Source organism: Natranaerobius thermophilus JW/NM-WN-LF (genome assembly GCF_000020005.1).
In the GTDB taxonomy this organism is placed as follows: Bacteria; Bacillota; Natranaerobiia; order Natranaerobiales; family Natranaerobiaceae; genus Natranaerobius; species Natranaerobius thermophilus.
In genome coordinates, this window is sequence record NC_010718.1 from 2,831,093 (window position 1) to 2,847,138 (window position 16,046).

Annotated in this window: 12 protein-coding genes; 9 read left to right on the forward strand and 3 right to left on the reverse strand. The window is 37.0% G+C overall.

What is annotated here, in order from left to right:
* Nucleotides 1–332 precede the first annotated feature (332 nt).
* The gene (nhaC, locus tag NTHER_RS13310; RefSeq protein WP_012449030.1) at nt 333–1,781 is read right to left on the reverse strand and encodes a Na+/H+ antiporter NhaC; all 1,449 of its coding nucleotides are present in this window, start codon (nt 1,779–1,781) and stop codon (nt 333–335) included.
* Nucleotides 1,782–1,923: 142 nt separating this feature from the next.
* Nucleotides 1,924–3,525 (reverse strand): amidohydrolase, encoded by a 1,602-nt coding sequence (locus NTHER_RS13315; RefSeq protein WP_012449031.1) that lies wholly within the window; start codon nt 3,523–3,525, stop codon nt 1,924–1,926.
* A 785-nt stretch (nt 3,526–4,310) separates the two neighbouring features.
* Here NTHER_RS13315 and NTHER_RS13320 point away from each other — a divergent pair.
* On the forward strand, nt 4,311–5,474 hold the full coding sequence (locus NTHER_RS13320; protein ID WP_012449032.1) for a serine hydrolase domain-containing protein: 1,164 nt from the start codon (nt 4,311–4,313) through the stop codon (nt 5,472–5,474).
* Between the two features lie 302 nt (nt 5,475–5,776).
* Here NTHER_RS13320 and NTHER_RS16000 read toward each other — a convergent pair whose 3' ends face one another.
* Nucleotides 5,777–5,932, reverse strand: a complete 156-nt coding sequence (locus NTHER_RS16000; protein WP_012449033.1) for a hypothetical protein — start codon at nt 5,930–5,932, stop codon at nt 5,777–5,779.
* Between the two features lie 125 nt (nt 5,933–6,057).
* Between NTHER_RS16000 and NTHER_RS13325 the strand changes: the two genes are divergently transcribed.
* The 8 genes from NTHER_RS13325 to NTHER_RS13360 all read left to right on the forward strand — a co-directional run bounded on the left by NTHER_RS13325 (nt 6,058) and on the right by NTHER_RS13360 (nt 15,766).
* On the forward strand, nt 6,058–7,119 hold the full coding sequence (locus tag NTHER_RS13325) for an IS6-like element ISNth1 family transposase (RefSeq protein WP_012447151.1): 1,062 nt from the start codon (nt 6,058–6,060) through the stop codon (nt 7,117–7,119).
* Nucleotides 7,120–7,644: 525 nt separating this feature from the next.
* Nucleotides 7,645–8,649: an ABC transporter permease gene (locus NTHER_RS13330; RefSeq protein WP_041367205.1), complete on the forward strand. Its 1,005-nt coding sequence runs from the start codon at nt 7,645–7,647 to the stop codon at nt 8,647–8,649.
* A gap of 57 nt (nt 8,650–8,706) precedes the next feature.
* Complete coding sequence (locus NTHER_RS13335; protein ID WP_012449035.1) at nt 8,707–9,639, forward strand: ABC transporter permease; 933 nt, start codon at nt 8,707–8,709, stop codon at nt 9,637–9,639.
* A gap of 40 nt (nt 9,640–9,679) precedes the next feature.
* Nucleotides 9,680–10,663, forward strand: a complete 984-nt coding sequence (locus NTHER_RS13340; RefSeq protein WP_012449036.1) for an ABC transporter ATP-binding protein — start codon at nt 9,680–9,682, stop codon at nt 10,661–10,663.
* Nucleotides 10,648–11,616: an ABC transporter ATP-binding protein gene (locus tag NTHER_RS13345; protein WP_012449037.1), complete on the forward strand. Its 969-nt coding sequence runs from the start codon at nt 10,648–10,650 to the stop codon at nt 11,614–11,616. The genes NTHER_RS13340 and NTHER_RS13345 overlap by 16 nt, the downstream gene beginning before the upstream one ends.
* Before the next feature lie 115 nt (nt 11,617–11,731).
* Nucleotides 11,732–13,330: an ABC transporter substrate-binding protein gene (locus NTHER_RS13350; protein ID WP_012449038.1), complete on the forward strand. Its 1,599-nt coding sequence runs from the start codon at nt 11,732–11,734 to the stop codon at nt 13,328–13,330.
* A 113-nt stretch (nt 13,331–13,443) separates the two neighbouring features.
* Complete coding sequence (locus NTHER_RS13355) at nt 13,444–14,667, forward strand: metal-dependent hydrolase family protein (protein ID WP_012449039.1); 1,224 nt, start codon at nt 13,444–13,446, stop codon at nt 14,665–14,667.
* A 19-nt stretch (nt 14,668–14,686) separates the two neighbouring features.
* A complete protein-coding gene (locus NTHER_RS13360; RefSeq protein ID WP_041367208.1) occupies nt 14,687–15,766 on the forward strand; it encodes a C45 family autoproteolytic acyltransferase/hydrolase in 1,080 nt (359 codons plus the stop codon).
* Nucleotides 15,767–16,046 lie beyond the last annotated feature (280 nt).

Here is a 16,046-nt window from a genome sequence, read left to right on the forward strand (position 1 = left end):
CTTTTTCTTTAACAATTATTAATTGTATAGGTGTTTTCCATTAATTGCAAACGTTATTAATTGTGATTATTTCACCTGAGTAAATCTATATAGTCCTGAGTTGCAATGATATAGTCAAATATCAAATAAGCTATGTTTTAAAGCGAATGGCTGGTAAATTCACGAAGGGCAAACTAATTAAATCTTAAATCACGCCAAAATAAAGGATTGAGCTCTGTAAATAACAGAGCTCAATCCTTTATTTTTACTACTTAATATATTCAACTTTTTAATTCAGTTTAAAATATCTAACTTTTAATCTAGTTTTCAATCTATTGCTCAAAAAACCCTTCTTAATCACCAGCTATTCCGGCAGCATCTTCATCATCTAATTTATGCATTGAGAACCCGGTAAGTCCATAGATAAATGAAAGAGCCATGGCTATTAAAATGAAAAACGCGAAGGGTAGATAGTCAAATGGATAAACCCCTAAAGTCCCATAAACAAAGGCTCCACATGGACCCCAAGGTATCAATGATGAAGGTAGGGTTCCCCACGCTTCAGAAATTCTAGAAACATTTTTAGGGTGCAAACCTTTTTCTTCAAAAGCGTGTTTATAAGATCTACATGTCAATACATGGGTCAAATAGTGAGAGTTTACAGTTAAAATGAAAATCAGTGTAGAAACGTGAGCTGCAATTGATAGTCTCTTGTGAGTAGTTGCTACTGTTAAAATCTTTTCAAGCATTACTTCCATCATTCGGGTGTGCTCTACAATCCCTCCATAGGCTAGAGCTACTAGAATCAACGAAATAGTCCACATCATACTTTGGAGTCCGCCAGCAGTGAACAATTCATCAACAATTTCTATGCCAGTATCCATAACATACCCGTAGTTCATAGCAGAAAACACATCTGCTAGACCAGAACCCTGAAATACTAGAGCCCATATTAGTCCAAGAATACAACCACCTGTTAAGGCAGGAATTGGTGGTACTCTAAATAAAATCATGATCAGAACTGCCACTATCGGTAAAAACATTAATGGACCTACATTAAAGTGTTCAGCAATAGTGCCTGTAAGTTCACCTATCTGATCATAATCCATCTCTTCTTCTGCAAAGCGAAGTCCTAAAATACCAAACAAAATTCCAGATATCACAAAAGCTGGTACCGATACGTACAGCATGTGTTTTATGTGATCATAAATATTAACTCCGGCTGTACTTGAGGCTACAACTGTGGTATCGGATAAGGGAGATAGCTTGTCCCCAAAGTAAGCACCGGAAACAATGGCACCAACGGTCATGGCAGGTGGCATTCCCATCCCGTGACCGATTCCTGATAGAGCCAGCCCAATAGTAGCAATTGATGACCAAGAACTACCAGTAAAGACTGAAACTACTGCAGATATAACCAGGGTTGCCACTAAGAAAATTTGTGGGGATAAAAGCTGAAGTCCGTAGTAAACAATTGTGGGAACAACTCCACCTTCTATCCAACTTCCAATTAAAATACCTACTATAGCTAAAATTATTACAGCACCTAAAGCAAAGTTAATTCCCTTAAGAATACCTTCTTGAACAGTTTCCCAATCATGACCCATCCAAGCAACTGCCACAACAGCTGCTATGATAGTGGAGATAAATAATGGAATATGAATATCAACTTCCAATATTATAGCACTAAAGAAGATTAGTACAATCAGTGCAATCATAGGTGTAAACGCTTGAGCTGGTGTCGGTTTAATTTTAACTTGTTGTTCTTCTTGTTCTTGTACATTTTCCTTATTGTCAGACAATAAGAGATCCCTCCTATGAAATATTAATTAGATTCAATAATCAATAAAAACTAATTATTTTGTTTTGTTACTGGTCATGATTGGACAATAAAGTAAGCACCCCCTTTATTAGGTTAATCAAAGTTAAAAAGTCAAGGTTTTTTTATCTTTGATAAACCAGACGTCCACCAACAAAAGTCATGTCAATTTTTATATCTAATAGCTGATCCGGAGCTAATTCCATGGGGTTTTGTGACAGTACAACTAAGTCAGCAAATTTATTTGGTTCAATGCTTCCTAGAGAATCTTCATCAAAGTATTGATAAGCACCGTTAATGGTGTACATATCAATGGCGTCTTCTAAAGTTACTCTTTCTTTCGAGTTAAATCCATCGGCAGGACGATTTTCTAGGTTTTTTCTCGTTGTGGCAGCTCTAATACCGTAAAAAGGATTAACAGGTTCTACAGGACAATCCGAGCTAGCCGCTAAATTGATCCCTTCATTTTTCATAGTATTCCAGGTATACACATCTTCAGTTCTATTTCCAAGGGCTGTCTCTAACCAATCCACTTCACTTGCTACAAAGTTTGGTTGAATATCCACAGAAACATTTAGCTCTTTAATGCGATCAATAAGATCCTTAGGTGCTAATCCGGCATGGACTATTCTATGTCTTAAAGGATTGTGCCCTTTTTCTATCAAACTTTCCAATACATCCAAGGCATTCGATAGGGCTTTATCCCCCAATGCATGAATGGCACATTGATACCCATGTTCATGAGCCTTCTTTGCGTATTTATATAATCTGTCCTTTGAGGTTGCTTCTATTCCGCAGTTATCAGGTTCATCTTCGTACGGATTATTGAGTAATGCAGTTCGGCTTCCATAAGATCCATCGGTAAAAAACTTAATGTATCCTTGCTGTAAGAACTCATTTCCATCCAAGTAATTCATATCTTCAGATATTAAATGGTCTAACAATTCATGCTCGGCACCAAGCTTAACGCGAACAGGATAACCCTCTTCCTCCATGGCTTCTCTGTAAGCCTGTAATATATTAAAGTAATGCTGGTGTTTTTTCACTCCAATAGCCATTGAATGAGCTGTAGTAATGCCATTTTCTTTTAGATAGTTAAGAGAAGCTTTAATGGCCTTTTTAATCATAGAATTATTTGAATATATAATGTTATAGACTAAATCCCCTGCATTTCTCCTTAAAATTCCATTAGGTTCTCCACTTTCATCACGATCAATCCCACCACCCTGTGGTGCTTCCTTATTTTTGTCTATCCTAGCGAGATCTAAAGCTTTGCTGTTAGCTATCATCAAGTGTGTACAGATTCTAATGATAAAAACAGGATTATCAGGTGCTACTTCATCTAAATCCTCTTTAGTGGGAAATCTATCATCTTTAAATTTGTTATCGTCAAAGGAAGATCCGATGATCCATTCACCCGGTTGTTTACGCTTTGCTTCAGCCCTTATCAGTTCTTTTAATTCATCTACAGAGCTCGCCTGAGATAAATCCTGGTGTACTTGTAAAAAACCTGTTTGGACTAAGTGAATATGACTGTCAATAAATCCAGGAAATACAGTTTTACCTTCTAGATTGATGATTTTATCAGCTGTATATTTGTTGAAAATTTCTTCAGAAGTCGCCAATTCTTCTATCTTGCCCTGTCTAATTACTAAGTTTCCAGAGATAAACTCTCCCCCAGTATAAAAGTTCCCATTTTTTAAAATTAGAGTTTGTGATTCGGTCAAAACATTACCCCCTCAACTTTACATTTTTTGAAAATTTTGATAAGACTTTTTTAATTTCATATCATCTAAACTTTAGTAGAGCAAATTACTATAATCATAAAAATGCAAATTTTATACCATCTTTTGATATAGTCAGAATTTTCCCTATATAAAGGCCATTACAATGGAGTTGTTCGTTTTTAAAGATTATTAACTGTGTGACAATTAACTAAATTATTGATTAAGATTCGCATCGAAAATAGTTGAATATTGTCAAAAATGATAAAAGATGAATTTAATTTTGTAAAGTTTTAACGGAAATAAATTGGAAATGATGCAATATTGGGTCGATTGATGCCTCGCGAATCATTTGATTTATAACTAATGTAATATAATCGAAAACTTCTAAATTATTAGAACATTTTTAATAAACAGGAATCTTGGTTATTTTTATTGAATACAAATGAATGAAGTTAATGAGTGATAAAGTGATGGTAGATATGAAAATGGACTCAAGAAAGATTTTACTTGGAACGGGGTGTTTTCCAATGAAAAACTCAAGTAGCAAAACTAATAGTAAATTGTTTATTGACTTGATGAAATTAAGGAATTAAAAAATCAAATTGAAAAACTTTCCCAAGAAAAGAAAAATTTAAATGACCCTGAGATATTAACTAAACTTAGCGAATTAGAAGAAAAGTTGAATAATTATTCTTCTTATTTTCTTAACCAGTATAGAAAAGACTCCTAACTAATGAAATCGGAAAATTTAATTATAACAATTCTTACTAAGGGAGATGTTTGAATTGTTTGTAAAATTAGTAATCGCTACGCTTTTATTTTTTACTGCTTATATAAGTATAGGTTGTGAAGGTGAAAACGAAGAGATCCAAACAGAAAGTCTTCACGAAGAAAGGCCATTCTCTGATATTAAAACTCCATGGGACATATCAACCCCTGAACATCACGGATTCAAGTCTGAAGATTTCGATAAATTCATTAATAAAATAAAGAAAGATACATATGTGAGCGGATTAGTCATTGTAAAAGATGGAACTAAAATAAAAGAATATTATTTGAACCATAATAGATACAAACATGAGCAATATTCTGTTACAAAATCTATCATCGGATTATTGGTTGGTATAGCAATAGATGAAGGATATATAGACTCAGTTAATCAAAAATTAAAAGAGTTTTTCCCTGAAATCAATGAGTATAATTCAAGCATCGCTAATATTACTATTGAAGATTTATTATTAATGAGAAGTGGAGTAGAATGGAACGAGTGGGAGGTTGAACTAGACAAGAGAGATGAACAAGGTCAGTATAAAAATGATTGGTTTAGAATGGTAGAAAAAAAAGATTCATTAAAATTTTATTCTGACAGACCACTAATCCACGAGCCAGGAGAAAAATGGGTTTATAATTCCGGCGATAGCCATGTATTAATGAAGATACTTAAACAAGAGACCGGAAAAAAACCACTAGTTTTTGCAAAAGAAAATTTATTTGAACCCTTGAATATTGATTCTTCTAATGTAGAATGGGACACAGCAGAAGATGGCATCAATATGGGAGGATCTGGCATTCGAATGCATACTAAGGATTTAGCTAAAATTGGTTATTTAATATTAAATAATGGAGAATATCGTGAAAAACAGGTTGTTTCAAATAATTGGATAGAAAAAACAATTAACTCTAAATTGAAAATAGAAAACAAAGACAGATACAGGTTTAATAAACCCTTTCAAAATGTAAGCTTTGGTTACCATTGGTGGATTTTTAATATTCCCGAGAAAGATTTAGAGTTCATAGCAGCCAATGGTTCTTACGGGCAAGGTATATTTATCTTTCCCGATTATAATTTAATAATGGCAGTAAATTCAACACCAATGAATTTAGAACACTCTGATGTTGTGTTGAGGTTATGTTTAGAAATCGTTCAAATTTTAAATAACGAGGTATGACAAATGACCTATATCAAACAATCGAATTTGAACGCATCCGTCTTAACCTTTTAGGTTATTCAGCTTTTGGGCTTTCCCATAATTTGTAAGGGTACCCACCTAAAAGGCCAACTTCGGTTCGCTCTCGCTATGTTCCAAATTCCCCCTTCAGCTTCCTTCAGACTCCACCGTCACCGGTGACGCCCTTGCCTTATGGTTGTCTTCCTGCTGGTTAAGTGACAAGGTTTCTTTCAACCCATCGGCTCAGCAGACATACCGGGCAAACAATTTAGGAGGCCCAATTTTGGGCCTCCTATTTTAGTTTAACTTCCTGGGATATATGGATTTGGGTCAGTTGGTGTGCTAGGGCCTGGATCACCTATATCATGGCTGGGCCCTGACTCCTGTGTTCCTACTTCTTCAGTAATAAAAAATTCTTCTTCATCGCCTGTAAAAAATAAACTTACAAACCCAGTCATAAAACCACCTCCTTAGACTTTCTGGAGTTCTGTTAAGTTATATGATATTTGAATCAGTCTCCGTCCCGGAGTTAAGATAGTTTTAGACAGAAATCAAAACCCTCCGGGAGAAAGGAGACTGATTCATGACTAAAGTTGTATGCCCTAGATGCAATAACAACTGCTCTGACAAGTTTTATAAGTTTGGTTTTGATAATCATGGTCATCAAAAGTATCAATGTCAAGAATGTTTTAGTCAGTTTGCACCTAAGACACTTTCTAAAGGCGGGGATAAAAGAGGCCCTAATATGCCTCGCAAATATCCCTCTTGCCCTAAATGCGGGAAAGCTACATTTTTACATCACGACTATGAATTTTATTCTAATTTGAGGTGTTGTGACAAAAGCTGTAATCATTCTTTCTATGTCCCTAAACCTCAAAGTATTCCTGAACCTTCGCAACTTGATATTAACGGCAAAGTAGACTTCTCTAACATGAGACATCCTCTTCATACTATTATTCGAGCTCTTTACCTGTACTTCATTAATGGCAGCTCTACTAGAGGTGTCTCTCAATTCCTTCTTGATTGTGAAGGAATTAAAGTGTCTCATGTTACTATTGCTGACTGGACTAAAAAGTTTGCACCTCTTTTTCTTTATATCTCTAGATATCTTAAACCTATTGATCTAGACTCTTCTGATGAGTGGCATGTTGACGAAACTGTAATTAAAATTAAAGGCCAAAGATTCTACGCCTGGACTGTTATTGATGCTGAAACTAGATTTGTACTTGCATTTCATCTATCTCCTTACAGAGATAGCCAGGCTGCTTTTAAAGTGCTGAACTATGCTAAGAAACATTTTGGACGACCTCATAGTATCGTCACAGATAGATATTGGGCTTACAATGCTCCAATTAAAGTTCTGTTTCCAAACTCTAATCACATCAGAGTCAAGTCTTTTCAAGATGATATCTCTAATAACTTAATTGAATCTTTTTTTCAGATTTTCAAAAGCTGGGTTAAGCAACGCAGAGGATTTGCTTCTTTCCAGTCAGCCAACAAGTTGATTGCGGTATTTGTGTTTGCTTTTAACTTTGTTAGGACAAGCAATGTTTTGAATCAGTCTACTCCTGCTCAAGTTGCTGGGATTAATTACTCTAATCGTAATAGGACTTTTTGGCTTTTACATAGTAATAATGCCGCTTGACTGCCAAATCTTTTGAAATCTTGCGAGCAAGTGAGCTTATTTTTCATAACAACTTAACAGACTCCTTTCTGGTTTTTTTTACTTATTCAATAAAAACTACTAGCAACCTTTAAAGATTTGTGAGTAGTATATATCTATCCCTGAATAGTCCCACCTAATACTCGACTAGCATTGATTAATCCTGATGTCTCAACACAGTCTTGCAATCAAATTTTCGGTCTGATCCATTAGTATGTTCGGCAGATCTTATTGAAAGCTAGTGATTTATCTTAATAATTAACGATAATCAACAATAATGTAACGATATGCTCTCTTAGGGACGCATATCGTTATTGCAAATCCCCTGTTTTTAACATAAAATTATTATGTATCTCAAATTTTGTCTAAATCTGTCGTTGAGTTATAGCCACTAACATATTTACTTGGTCTGCCTAAGGATTTTGGGAAGGTTATTGGGAAAAAGTTTGTACCAACTCAATGTTGTGCAAACTTTTTCATTTTAAATTGTAGAATAAAGGAGGATTCATTGAATTGTATGCTCTTAAAAGATTATTAGTAGCAATACCAACAGTAATTGGAGTATCCATCCTAGTATTTTTAATGATTCATCTTATTCCTGGTGATCCTGCTCAGATGATGCTTTTTCCCAGAGGAACAGAAGCAGAAATCGAGCAATTGAGACAAGAATTAGGACTCAACTTACCTATACATGTACAGTACTGGAATTGGGTCACTGATGCAATTCAGCTTGACCTGGGGACTTCAGTTCAGAGAGGAGTTTCTGTAACATCTGAAGTATTTGGACGTTTTCCTGCGACTTTTGAGCTAGCTATTGCAGCTATCTTGATAGCAGTCATTGTAGGTGTACCTTTAGGTGTAATTGCAGCTCAAAAAAGGAATTCTTGGATTGATTATACCTGCATTACAATATCTTTAATGGGTGTATCAATCCCAGTTTTTTGGCTAGGCCTAATGTTAATATTCATTTTCGCGGCCACTTTAGGAGTTTTACCTGTATCGGGAAGGATGCCCACAGGGGCCTCAATTGAATCTGTTACCGGTTTATACTTAATTGATACCCTGATAAGAGGGGATTTGGGTTTATTCTGGCAAACTATTCGTCATCTATTTTTACCTGCCCTTTCACTAGCTTCTGTGCCGCTAGCATTAGTAGTTAGGGTGACTCGTTCTAGCATGATTGAGGTCTTATCTGAAGATTATGTCCGAACAGCCAAGGCAAAGGGAACACCTTATAGACTGGTGGTATTCAAACACGCTTTGAGAAATGCTTTGATCCCTGTAATTACAGTAGTCGGCTTACAGGTAGGCAGGTTAATGGGAGGAGCGATTCTAACAGAAACTGTTTTTTCCTGGCCGGGAATGGGTAGATTATTAGTCAGTTCAATCCATGCCAGGGATTATCCCTTGATACAAGGAACCGTTCTTATTTTTGCCATATTGTTTATCATTACAAATATAGTTGTCGACCTGCTTTATGCCTATATTGACCCTAGAGTAAAGTACGAATAACTAACAACATAATTTCAACTCAACTGTAGATTTGACTATAGAAAGGATGGTTAATTAATGGAGGAACCAAAACAAGTCCAAAAACAGGGACAAACCCAAAACCAAGACCAAACTGCTGTTGACAAGCCATCCAGCATTTTGGGTGATGGCATCCGTCAATTCGCAAAAAATAAATTGGCTGTTATCAGCTTTGGAGTCGTTATTTTATTTATTCTTATGGGTATATTTGCACCACATATTGCACCTTCTAATGAGGATCCTATAGAACCTGTTTTACAGAGACGTCTTCAACCTGGAATTTGGGAGGGTAATTCCGAGACCCCCCTAGGGACCGATTCTTTGGGTAGAGATATCTTGACCCGCTTAATATACGGTGCCCAAATTTCTTTAAGAGTAGGTTATGTAGTAATTGGTATTACTGCCGTTTTCGGAATTACTATTGGCTTAATCGCCGGTTATTTTGGAGGAAAAATAGATATGATATTTATGCGATTCATCGATATCATGTTATCTTTTCCACCTCTACTACTCGCCTTAGTAGTTGTAGCGATTCTGGGGGCAGGTTTGGAAAATGCCATGCTGGCAATAGCCCTGGTTTATATTCCTCAGGTCGCCCGAGTTGTCAGAAGTTCTGTATTAAAAGTAAGAGAAATGCCATACATTGAAGCTTGTAGAGCTATGGGGGGTTCAAATTTTTGGATTATAATTTCCCATGTTTTACCCAATATACTGGCTTCTGCCGTGGTTTATTTAACTCTGTTACTGGGTGATGCAATCCTTTACACGGCTGCTTTAGGATTTCTCGGAATTGGAATAGATCCGGCAACTCCCGAATGGGGGGCTATGTTAAGTGATGGCAGAGATTACTTACTGGTAGGTGGTTGGTGGGTAACTCTTTTCCCTGGAGTTATGATCGCCCTTACTGTATTGTCATTCAACCTTTTTGGAGACGGCTTACGGGAAGCTTTTGACCCCAAAATGGACCTGTAATAGCAATAGTTTATGACTAGATTGGGAGGGGAATATTTACATGGAAACTCTATTGGATATTCAAGATTTAAAAATACATTTTTCCACTGAAAGAGGGTTAGTACGTGCAGTAGAAGGAGTTGACCTATCATTAAATAAAGGTCAAGTTCTAGGGGTTGTGGGAGAATCTGGTTCAGGTAAGACTGTCACTTCTTTATCTATTTTAAATTTATTACCCCGAACTGCCAAAATTAGTGGGAAGATCATGTTTCAAGGTAAAAACTTGTTGGAAAAAACGGAAAAACAAATGGAAAAGATTCGTGGAAATAATATATCTATGATTTTTCAGGAACCCATGACCTCATTAAATCCAGTTTACACAATTGGAGAACAAATTAAAGAGGTCTATCGGTATCACACCAATTTAAAGGATAACGATATGGATAAAAAAGTGCTTGAAATGCTGGAATTAGTAAAAATTCCAGATGCTAAACAACGTATGAAGGAATATCCGCATCAGATGAGCGGTGGAATAAGACAAAGAGTGATGATCGCCATGTCTCTCGCTTGCGATCCGGAAGTACTTATTGCAGACGAACCTACCACAGCTCTGGATGTTACTGTGCAAGGTCAGATTTTAGCTTTAATCAGAGAATTACAAGAAAAATTAAATACTGCTGTTTTGTTAATCACCCATGATTTGGGAGTTGTAGCCCAAGTAACTGATCAGGTAGCAGTTATGTACGCAGGTCAAGTTGTCGAATATAACGATACAGTAGAACTATTTAAACAACCTAAACATCCTTATACCAAAGGTCTAATAAGTACTATACCTCGGTTAGATGAAGACCAGGAAGAATTGCAAGAAATAGAAGGAATGGTTCCTGATATGAAGACCGAGCTTCATGGCTGTCATTTCTATTCTAGATGTCAAGAGGCCATGGACAAATGTGCAGATAATAAACCTGAACTGACGAACCAAAACGGTTCTCTTGTAAGATGTTTCTTGTATGAAGGGAGTGAACAAAGTTGTCCCAATCATTAATTGAAGTCAGTAATCTTCACAAGGCCTTTCCTGTCAACAAACAACTATTAAAAAAACCTGATTGGTTAAAAGCCGTTAGAGGTGTTGATTTTTCGGTAACAACAGGTGAAACTTACGGGCTGGTAGGTGAAAGTGGCTGTGGAAAATCAACCGTCAGTAAATTACTTTTGAGACTTTTAGAACCGGATACAGGTGAGGTTAGCTTTCAGGGACAAAATATCCTTTCTTTATCAAAAGCGAAAATGAAACAGATTAGGAGACAAATGCAGATAGTCTTCCAGGACCCCTACGCCTCTTTAGATCCTAAGTGGAAAATTGGCAGTATTATCGGTGAACCTCTAAAAATTCACGGGATCGGCACTAAAGAAGAGCGAAGAAAGAAAGTGAAAGAACTTATGGAATTAACTGACCTAAGACCGGAATTCATGGAAAGGTATGCTCATGAGTTTAGTGGCGGCCAACGTCAAAGGATAGGGATCGCAAGAGCTCTAGCTTTAGATCCTAAAATTATCATTGCAGATGAACCCGTGTCTGCTCTAGATGTTTCCATACAAGCTCAAATCATCAATTTATTTAAACGTCTACAAAGGGAATTAGGCCTTGGATATATCTTTATAGCTCACGATCTAAGTGTAGTTAGGCATATTAGCGATAGAGTGGGAGTTATGTATCTGGGACAAATCGTGGAAGAAGCTCCCACCCAAAAGCTCTTTAAAGATGCAAAACACCCTTATACCAGTGGGTTGATTTCTACAATACCATTACCAGATCCTACTAAAAGAAAAGAACTAGAACTTGTTGAGGGAGAAGTACCTAGTCCTATAAATCCCCCTGCTGGTTGCGGGTTTCATCCAAGATGTCCTTATACAAAATCTGAGTGTAAAGAAAATCCGCCTCCGAAAGTTCAAATTGATAATAACCATATGGTCAGATGTCATTTATACGCAGAATAATGGAGGCATCACTACGGGAGGGGGGTTAAAAAAAGACTGAGTACGTGTTATTAATTTGATTTAGTAAGATTAGTGAGAGATATAAAATTCAAATTGTATTAGAGGAGGTTTGACAATGAAAAATTTAATTAGAGTATCATTGATTGGAATATTGGTTCTAACAGTTGGTTTAATGTTTACCGCCTGTGGAGGAGATGACAATGGTGATCCAGATAAAGACTCTAATGGAGAGAAAGCGTCAGATCAAGATCCTTTTATCATTGCAAGGGCTGGTGATTCTGACATCTTAGACCCTAATTATGCTACTTCTGAAGAGGATATGGATGTAGTTTTCCAGATTTTTGAAGGTTTATTAAGGTTTGAAGATGACGATTTAAATGTTGGCCCAGGACTTGCTAATGAATGGGAAAGTTCCGAAGATGGTAAAACATGGACTTTTTACCTTCGCGATGATGTCACTTTTCACGACGGAAGTGAGTTTAATGCTGAAGCTGTAGAATTCAGTTTTATGAGAGTTCTTGATGAAGATCACGAGTATCATGGTGTAATTGATGCTGGTTGGTCGTATTTAGACTATCTAATGGGAGACGTAATCAATGACGTAAGAGCCGTTGATGATTATGTTGTTGAGTTTGAACTAGAGCAAAAGTTTGCACCTTTCGAAACATATATGGCTTATTACTCTCAATTCATTGTCAGCCCTGAAGCTGTCAAAGAACATGGAGAAAACTTTGTAAATCATCCTACAGGTACTGGTCCTTTCAAAATGGTCGAGTGGGATCGTGGCGATTATATTAGATTAGAAACTTACGATGATTACTGGGGTGAACTTCCCGAAATTGACACCTTAATTTTTAAAGATATCCCAGAAGCTTCTACCAGGTTAATGGAACTGGAAACCGGATCTGTAGACGTGGCTAAAAATGTTCCACCAGAACAAAGGGAAACCCTTGAAATGCTAGAAGAAGCTGAACTTGTGGAAATTCCCGGAGCTAACTTGTTTTACATGGCATTAAATCATGATGTAGAACCACTAAATGATGTTAAGGTAAGAAGAGCTATCAACCATGCCATTGACGTAGATCAAATTATTGATGAAATTTATCAAGGTATGGCAACTAGAGCCATCAATGCATTACCTCCGACTGTATTCTCCTTTGATGATACAGCTGGTCCTTATGAATACGATCCAGACAAAGCGGAAGAACTACTGGCAGAAGCTGGCTATGAAGATGGCTTTGAAATCGAATTAAATACTTTCGTCTACTCAAGGACTTATGTAGACAACCCTGTACAAGTTGCTGAAGTAATAGCGTCTGATTTGAGAGCTGTCGGAATAGATGCGCAAATAATCACTAATGAATGGGCACAACACTCAGACCTAACAGTTAATATGGAACACGACCTTGCATTAACAGGATGGTTTGACATCCCTTATCCCAGTAACTTTTTACGCACCTTGGTTCTAGAAGCCGGATATAATGCTTATCAACCGGAAGAGCTAATGGATATGTCAAATGAAGCTTGGGCCACTTACGATGAAGAAGAACAAGAAGAAATCTACCGAGAAATTCAGCAACGATTCCATGAAGATGTACCTTTAATTCCTATTGCTCACAGTAATTATACTGCAGCAGTTAGAAACGATGTTGAAGGATTCGTACTTGATACAATCGGTATTATCAGTGCCCACGAAATTTCCAGAACTGAATAACTGATTTGATGGGGAGTGGCGACTCCCCATCAATTTTTAATTATTGAAGTTAATTTCTAACCTAAACAATCAAGAACTAATGACAACTTACTAAGGACAAAGGAGGTAATAAATTGTCTCGTTATCTATTTAAAAACGCTAGAATTTACGATGGTGAACAACTATGGGAAAACGCCAGTCTTTTAGTTCAAGATGGCATAATTGAAGATATTTCCGAAAGAGAGCTAGTTGATTCGGAAAATGAACAAGACTTTGAAGGCGAAGTTTATGATTTAGAAGGTCGAACTATTTTACCAGGACTAATTGATTGCCATATCCACTTGGACCTGCATGGTATGGCAGATACTTTTGAAGAAAATTTCCCAGAAGACAAAGTTAGAACTGTCAGAGCCGCTAAAGAAATGGAAAATACTCTTATGTCAGGGTTTACTACTGTTAGAAACGTGGGATCTGTCAATTGGATTGATTTAAGTGTTAAAGAGGCGGTCAACAAAGGTTATGTGAATGGGCCCCGAATCTTGACAAGTGGCAAAATATTATCCATTACCTGTTCTGGATCCGAGTATTTCGATGGATTATACGAAGAAGTTGACGGAGTTGACGGTTTTAGAAAAGGTACCCGAAATCAATTAAAGCTAGGAGCTGACCTGATTAAAATTATGGCAACCGGAGCTGTCATGAATCCCGGCGGCGTACCCGGAGCCCCTCAACCAGACGCAGAAGAAATGCGAGCTGCAGTTGTTGAAGCAAGAAAGTTGAACAAAAAAGTAGCCGCTCATGCTCATGGTGCTGATGGTATCAAAAATTCTGTTATAGCAGGAGTTGATACTATAGAACACGGTACTTTTGCCGATGACGAGGCAATTGAAATGATGCAAGCCAACGGAGTGTTTCTTGTTCCTACTTTAGCACCTGATTATTATATGGAGAAAAAAGGTGAAGAAAGCGGCATTGCTTCTTTCATGGTAGAAAAGTTGAGAAATAAAAAAAGGGACAGACAAATAGCCCTGCAAAAGGCAATTGATAAAGGTGTAAAAATAGCTAATGGTTCCGATGCGGGAACTCCTTATAATTATCAGGGGAATAATGCCAGGGAATTGACTGAGATGGTTGATAAAGGTTTTATGAGCCCTAAAAAGGCCATCACAAGCGCTACTAAGGTTGCCTCTGAAGCATGTGGGCTAGAAGACACTATTGGCAGTATTGAAAAAGGTAAAGCGGCCGATTTAATTGTGATTGCAAATGATCCACTTACAGATATCAAGGTATTACTTGATCAACAAAATATTACCATGGTCATGAAAGATGGCAAGATAGTAAAGAATTTATTGTCTTGAATAAAAGGGGTTGATGAAATTGAGTACTAACAATAAAGGGCTATCCATTTATAAATATACCGGTAGCCACGAGGAAATCGGCTATGCCTACGGAAAAGCTGAAAGTGAAGCAATTCATCATTATATCAATTTTCTCTACGAAATATTTGAAAAAGGTGGGACAACACGAGAAGTATCTTTACAACATGCGAGAAAGTATATTCCATATATAGAAAATTATTCACCAAGTATAGCTATGGAAATGAAAAGTATTGCCAAAGGGGCAGGCTGTAAATATGAAGAAATTGTAATGATCCATTTACACGAGGAACGCCAGAGCTTTATGACCGATGGATGTACTGCCTTTGCCGCTACAAGCAATGTAACTCGGGATAAAGAAGTGTTATCCGGTCAAACCTGGGATATTTCATACAGTTTATGTAAAAATGCCCAATCAATCATTTTGAATTTAAATAGAGAAAATGAACCCGAAGTTATCTGCTATACCTATGCAGGGATGATTTCAGGAGCCGGAATCAACTCCCATGGAATCACTTTAAACTGGAATTCCGTACCCCGTTTGGAACTACAAGTAGGTGTACCAACTTATATCATCATAGCAGAAGTATTACGACAAGAAACGATTGGCCAGGCAATCAAAGCTGTACTAGATGCTGACAGAGCAGGATGTTTTAATTTTGTCATAACTGACGAGACGGAGATCTACAATATTGAAGCTACACCGGAAGATGTTGATGTACAGTCTTCTGAAAAAATGGTCTATCACGCCAATCACTTTGTATCGGATAAATTTGCAGAATCACAAGACTTAAATCATGCCGGAAGTAGATATAATGGTTCTTCCATTGTAAGACACAATAGAATGAAGCGATTATTAAAGGAAAGTTGGGGAAAGATTACAGTTCCTTCTTGTCAGGAGATTCTAAGTGATCATATTAATTATCCTGATTCTATTTGTCGTCACCCCCTTTCCAGAGATGATGATTTAGAACCTATCGTTACCTGCGCTTCATGGGTGATGGCTCCCTCACAAAGGAAGATGTGGGTTAGTAATGGTCCGGCCTGTGAAAATGGATTTGTTGAGTACGGATTGAATTAAGATCGGAGTCTATTTCGGCCTTCTAGGATTTTCTGTTCCTGTTAATATTGGAATATAATTGGAAAATTTGACGATGAAGACTCCCGAATCAGCTGAATCGGGAGTCTTTTCATTTCCTCGCGCTATTTTATCCTCGTGTACAAGTTTACTAGCTTCTGTTTCTAATAAATCATCTAAATACTGCCTTGTTCAAGTAGATTTAAATTTTAGTTAGCAGCTGCTAATTTTTTAATAGTACTATATACTCTATCGGTGTGAATAAGTCTTAGTAATATCGGTT

What these genes read in the sequence shown, in the direction of transcription:
- NTHER_RS16000 (WP_012449033.1), bottom strand. Translation starts at nt 5,932, where the DNA reads ATGACTGGGTTTGTAAGTTTATTTTTTACAGGCGATGAAGAAGAATTT.
- NTHER_RS13325 (WP_012447151.1), top strand. Translation starts at nt 6,058, where the DNA reads ATGACTAAAGTTGTATGCCCTAGATGCAATAACAACTGCTCTGACAAG.
- NTHER_RS13350 (WP_012449038.1), top strand. Translation starts at nt 11,732, where the DNA reads ATGAAAAATTTAATTAGAGTATCATTGATTGGAATATTGGTTCTAACA.
- NTHER_RS13335 (WP_012449035.1), top strand. Translation starts at nt 8,707, where the DNA reads ATGGAGGAACCAAAACAAGTCCAAAAACAGGGACAAACCCAAAACCAA.
- NTHER_RS13340 (WP_012449036.1), top strand. Translation starts at nt 9,680, where the DNA reads ATGGAAACTCTATTGGATATTCAAGATTTAAAAATACATTTTTCCACT.